This is a genomic window from Amycolatopsis sp. NPDC041971, from assembly GCF_055588925.1.
In genome coordinates this window covers 1-4729 of record NZ_JBVJCE010000043.1, presented here as the reverse complement: position 1 = coordinate 4729, position 4729 = coordinate 1, and the positions used below count along the sequence as shown (strand labels likewise).

The 4729-nt window shown below is 66.0% G+C and carries 6 protein-coding genes and 1 pseudogene; 2 read left to right on the top strand and 5 right to left on the bottom strand.

Annotated elements, in window-relative coordinates; translation table 11 throughout:
* Positions 1–38: 38 nt before the first annotated feature.
* Positions 39–185 (bottom strand): hypothetical protein, encoded by a 147-nt coding sequence (locus tag ACZ6DT_RS40100; protein ID WP_465605285.1) that lies wholly within the window; start codon positions 183–185, stop codon positions 39–41.
* Between the two features lie 368 nt (positions 186–553).
* On the opposite strand from ACZ6DT_RS40100, the gene ACZ6DT_RS40095 reads away from it, so the two are divergent.
* Positions 554–766 carry a hypothetical protein gene (locus ACZ6DT_RS40095; protein ID WP_465605282.1) on the top strand — a complete coding sequence of 71 codons (213 nt, stop codon included), beginning with the start codon at positions 554–556 and terminating at the stop codon, positions 764–766.
* Positions 767–929: 163 nt separating this feature from the next.
* Here the strand turns inward: ACZ6DT_RS40095 and ACZ6DT_RS40090 are convergent, their stop codons facing one another.
* Genes ACZ6DT_RS40090 through ACZ6DT_RS40080 form a run of 3 tightly spaced genes read right to left on the bottom strand, consistent with a single transcriptional unit; the run spans position 930 to position 3235 of the window.
* Positions 930–1697, bottom strand: coding sequence for a GAF and ANTAR domain-containing protein (locus tag ACZ6DT_RS40090; protein ID WP_465605279.1), 768 nt, complete (start codon positions 1695–1697; stop codon positions 930–932).
* A 28-nt stretch (positions 1698–1725) separates the two neighbouring features.
* Positions 1726–2502, bottom strand: coding sequence for a GAF and ANTAR domain-containing protein (locus ACZ6DT_RS40085; RefSeq protein WP_465605276.1), 777 nt, complete (start codon positions 2500–2502; stop codon positions 1726–1728).
* Complete coding sequence (locus ACZ6DT_RS40080; RefSeq protein WP_465605272.1) at positions 2492–3235, bottom strand: GAF and ANTAR domain-containing protein; 744 nt, start codon at positions 3233–3235, stop codon at positions 2492–2494. Before ACZ6DT_RS40080 ends, ACZ6DT_RS40085 begins: the two co-directional genes overlap by 11 nt.
* 260 nt (positions 3236–3495) lie before the next feature.
* Between ACZ6DT_RS40080 and ACZ6DT_RS40075 the strand changes: the two genes are divergently transcribed.
* Positions 3496–4101: a sigma-70 family RNA polymerase sigma factor gene (locus tag ACZ6DT_RS40075; RefSeq protein ID WP_465605269.1), complete on the top strand. Its 606-nt coding sequence runs from the start codon at positions 3496–3498 to the stop codon at positions 4099–4101.
* Positions 4102–4418: 317 nt separating this feature from the next.
* Here ACZ6DT_RS40075 and ACZ6DT_RS40070 read toward each other — a convergent pair.
* A pseudogene (locus ACZ6DT_RS40070) lies at positions 4419–4729 on the bottom strand (transposase); the annotation flags it as partial.

Below are 4729 nucleotides of genomic sequence, written 5' to 3'. Positions count from 1 at the left end.
GCTGTCGGATACATGGATTGGTCGTTCGCCGATCTTTCTCAGGCGGCGGTGAACGTGACGTTGTGCCAGCCGGTCGCGCCGTCGGGGACGGTGCCTGCGCGCTGGTCGGTCTGGGTGTAGCCGGACTTGTCGGTAGCGCGGCATAACACCTGGTGCGCCCCGGCGGGCAGGACGACTTCGGCCACCACATCCGCCAGGTGTTCAGGTGGACTTCCTTCGAGAGGGTGGTCGTCTGCCAGGGGCCTTGGTTACACGATCTTCGACTTTGGCGATTCCGGTGTACTGGCCCAGGCCACACCCGTCGTCGCGCACCGTCTTTACCCCGTAACCCTGCCGTGCGACTTCACCCCGAATTCCTGGTAGCCGCGACCCGGCGGACCACACGCTGCCCGAGCATCGCCCCATGGGTGTGGTCACTCGACGGCGGGTTCGCGGAGCCACCAGGGAAGTCACTTCGATCGAACTGCTGTTTACGTCGACGCTTTGGGGGAATTCTGTGCTCGCGAGCTTGCCTCGGCCCAGGCGAGCACCCTGCTATATCCCAGGAGCGGTCATGGATACCACCCAGCGAAATGAGTCCGCGCACCCGGCGTCTCAGGAATTCTGTGTTCGCGCGGCGTCCGCCTGGATCCGGGCCGCCGACGCCGGCGTGATCGACGCTGACGAGTTGACCTATCTGCTCGGTCGACTCGACACCGTGCATCTGTCCACGCCGCTTGTGCCAGCACACGATGACTCCGACGTCTGCGTCCGGCAGCACGCCTGAGGCGGTGATGTCGCCACCTTGGCCAGGGAATCAAGCAGGCAGACTTGGTTGAGCAGCGGCGCCTGTTCCGGGGGCCAGGTAGCGGCGCCGCGCGTCGCGCGGGCCCGCCCCGCGACCGATCCAGATCTCCTTGCAGGGCAGACATTTTCGCCCTACGGCTTCGTCAGGGGTGCGCGCGCTTCAAGATCGCGGTCAGGTCGGCGGTGCCCCCGGCGACAGCGCGCGCGAGGTCGGTGAGTCGGTGGTGGTGGGCGCGGGCGTAGCCGCGTAGCTGCGTAAACGCTTCCTCCATCGAGACACTGCCATGCTCGGCGAGCACACCTTTGGCCTGTTCGATCGCGACGCGGCTGTGCAGCGCGGTTTGCAACTGTTCGGTGAGTTGGTCGCCGCGTTCGATGGTGCGCTGCTGCAGGATACCGATGGTGGCGACGTCCGCCAGGGCTTGCCCGAGTTCGATGTCGTCGCGAGCTGCCCCACCGGTGTCGGTGTTCAAGAGGGTCAGGACCCCGACTACCTGGTCCCGCAGCCGCATTGGCAGGGCTTGGACGGCCTGGAATCCGCACTCCGCGGCTGCCGCGGCGAAGCTCGGCCACCTCTGCGCCTCGACAACCAGGTCCGCGCTGGACACCGGTGCCCCAGTGCGGACGCAGTCTATGCACGGACCGTCATTGGTTTGCACCGCGAAGAGCTCCAACAGTTCGGCCCGCTGGGAGGAGGTGGCCGCGACCTGCAGGTTCCCGTCGGTGTCGAGCAGGATCACTCCGCTCGCGGAGACGCCGAGCAGGTCGATGCACTGCTCGGTGAGCATGTTCAGGAAGTCGGAGATGTCGAAGTCGGCTACCAGGGTGTCGGCGAGGCCGACGAACGTGCGGGACAATTGCCGCTCCCGATCAGGCGGCGGTTTCTGTGACGATTCCGGGGTGGGTGGCACGAGCTGTGCTCCTTTGTCCTTCGCAGGGTCACGACTGAGAGACATCGGTTGTGTCGGCCAGTAGGGCGTGGGGGTCGAGGGCCGCGGTCGCGACGTCTCGTGCGACGTCGGACAACCGCCGGCCGTGCGCATGGGCGTAGCTGCGCAACGCGAGGTATGCCTGGTGCATGTCCAGCCCGCCGGCTTCGGCGAGTACACCTTTGGCTTGTTCGACGACGGTGCGGTGATGCAGGGTTGCTTGCAACTGCTCGGACACGATCTCGTCGTGGCGGATCGCGCGTTGCTGCAGGATCCCGATGGTGGCGATGTCGGCGAGCGACTGGCCCAGCGCGACGCTGGCGTCATCGATGGCCACCGGGGTCGTGCCCAGCAGCGTCAAGGCGCCGATGATGTCCTTACGTAGTCGCATCGGCACGGCGCAGGCCGCCCGGAAGCCCGCGCTGACAGCCGCGGGTGCGAATTGGGGCCATCGTTCGCCGTCTGCGGACAGGTCTGCCGTGGCCACCGGCATACCGCTGTGAACGCAGTCCAGACAGGGGCCCTGCCGGGTTTGCGCGGCGAACACCTCGATCAATTCGGCTTGCTCGGACGACCCTGCCGCAGGCCGCCACCCGCCTCGCTGATCGGGCAGAATCACCGCCGCGGCGTCAACGTTGAGCAGGTCGACGGCCCGCTCGGTGAGCAGGCCGAGGAAATCGAGCACATCGAAGTCGGCGACCAGAGTATCTGCCAGCGACACGAAGGTGTCCGCGAATTGTTGCTCCCGGGCAGTGGTCATCTCGTCGGCCTTTCCCTCACTGCGCATTATTGCCGTCCTCGGTGTCGGTGAGGCGCAGAGAACGTGCTACGACCTGCTGGGCGACCTCGGCCAGTGGAATGTCGTGAGTGAAGGCGTAGCCGCGTAGCCGCATCAGCGCCACCTGCGTGGTCGATCCCAGCTGGACCTGCACCATGCCCGCGGCCTGATGCACCTGCTCGTGCGGATCGGCCAGCCAGCTCACATCATCGACGCTGTGCCCGTCAAGATCATCCACCACCCCTTGCGTGGCCAGATCGCTCAGGATCAGCGCGTCTGCCAACTCGTCCCGCGTGAGCGGGCCGATCGTGTCGCGATAGAGATCCAGCGACCCCAGCCGCGCCACCCCGACCTGCAACGGGAAAGAGAACACCGCGGCCGCGCCCAGGTCACATGCCGCAGGTGTGAACGCCGGCCACCGTGCCGTCTCGGCAGCCAGATCAGCGACGAGCACCGGCCCGCCAGAGGCGAACGCGTCCAGACAAGGCCCCTCCCCGACGGTGAGCTGCAGATCTTCCAACCCCGCACTCACCGAGTTCGTCGCGTGCACCAGACCGCGGCTCGGACGTACAGCGCCATCGCCGCCTCCGGTGGGCAGGTTGCTCAAGACAGTCGCACCGGCGCCGGTGACGGACAACTCCACCACACACCGGCCGCACGCCAGGCTTACGGCCGAGGCAGGGCGGGTGGCACGGTCGGCGGCCAGCAATGCCTGCATCCGCTGACGCCGGTTCTGCCCCATCGGCCCTCCATGCGCTCGACTACCCACAGCGTACGAGCGTCACCAGTAGGTAGCCCTCGTTGGGCCTCCCGCTGTGGCCAGCCTGGTACACCTGCTTCGGGTGCGCCAGCCGCCGCGCATCCCGGCCGCACGCATCTCGCGGCACCGCGGTATCGGTGACCGAGCTGATGTTTATTGACTGATCGCCGGGGTAATTCGAGGATCACAAGGGCTGCCCAAGTCCCCGGCGGTATGAGTCCGTGCGTCCCGTTGGGAGTGCCATGATGGCCGCTGTACCTGACCCAGGAATCTGCCGCACACTGCTGCAGCGGGCCGGGGATGGTGATACCGCCGCGTTCGCCGAACTGTACGACCACACCGCTCCTGGAGTGTTCGGGCTGGTCAGCAGTATCGTGACCGACGTGGGTCAGGCCGAGGAGGTCACCCGTGAGGTGTATCTGGACGCCTGGCGGACAGCGCCCCGCTACGATCCCGACCGCGGTGACCCGTCCACCTGGTTGATGGCCACGGCTCGTCGGTATGCGCTCGACCGGATCCGGACCGCCCCGCCACGTGATGGCGTGTCGGGGCAACCACCACGATCCGCTTCGGCCGAGGACGTCGCCGACCCTGTCGGGCGGCCGTCGTTGGCTCAGTTGTTGGCTGCGATTCCCGCCGTGTCTCGCGAGGTGCTGGTCTTGATCTACTGTCGCGGACAGGCGTTGAAAGAGGTCGCCAAACTGCTCGGTATCCCGGAGACCATGGTGATCAGTCGGTTGAACGGCGCCCTGTCAACACTGGGACAGGGGCGCGGCAGCCATTCTGTCATTACTTCACACCGCCCTGAGGACCAAGACAGGCTTCGACAGCGTGAGGACTCGCAATGACCTCCATGACCGACCCGCGTCGCCATGGCGGCACCGCGGCCAGGAGTTCAGACGTCGTACGTCATGGGCTGTCCGTTGTGCTCAGTCTTTCCACAGCGCGAACTCGGGTTACCAAGGGTGAGCTTGGCTGCTTTTGACAGCAGCTCCGCCGGGATCGCCGCGTCGCGTTTGCGGTAGGCGGGCAACGCGTGCAAATGCGGCTTGAACTGGAGCGGCGGGACCCGCGCAGAAGGAGAGAGATCAGGTAGGCCTGAAGTGGGCCGATGAAACAACATAGAGACCTTGAACGTGGCCCCGCCGGACTGAGCTTCCCCCTGTTAGCCGGACACGGCGGGTGTGGGGTCAGGCGGTCGTGTCGGGTGGCGTGTGGGGGCCTCGAACGTGACCGGGGCGTGCATCCCGATGCTGGAATGTCGCCGTTTCGGGTTGTACCAGCACTCTGATCCATTCGGATATCGCGTTGGCAAGCTGGTCGGGGTTTCCATTGTTTGGTGTCGAGTAATTCGAGTTGCATGGTGCCCCAGAAGGATTCCATCATGGCGTTGTCGTAGCAGTCGCCTACGGTTCCCATGGAGGCGAGCAGTCCGGCGGTGCGGAGTCGTTGCCCGAATGCCCATGAGGTGTATTG

What these genes read in the sequence shown, in the direction of transcription:
- ACZ6DT_RS40095 (WP_465605282.1), top strand. Translation starts at nt 554, where the DNA reads ATGGATACCACCCAGCGAAATGAGTCCGCGCACCCGGCGTCTCAGGAA.
- ACZ6DT_RS40085 (WP_465605276.1), bottom strand. Translation starts at nt 2,502, where the DNA reads ATGCGCAGTGAGGGAAAGGCCGACGAGATGACCACTGCCCGGGAGCAA.
- ACZ6DT_RS40080 (WP_465605272.1), bottom strand. Translation starts at nt 3,235, where the DNA reads ATGGGGCAGAACCGGCGTCAGCGGATGCAGGCATTGCTGGCCGCCGAC.
- ACZ6DT_RS40075 (WP_465605269.1), top strand. Translation starts at nt 3,496, where the DNA reads ATGATGGCCGCTGTACCTGACCCAGGAATCTGCCGCACACTGCTGCAG.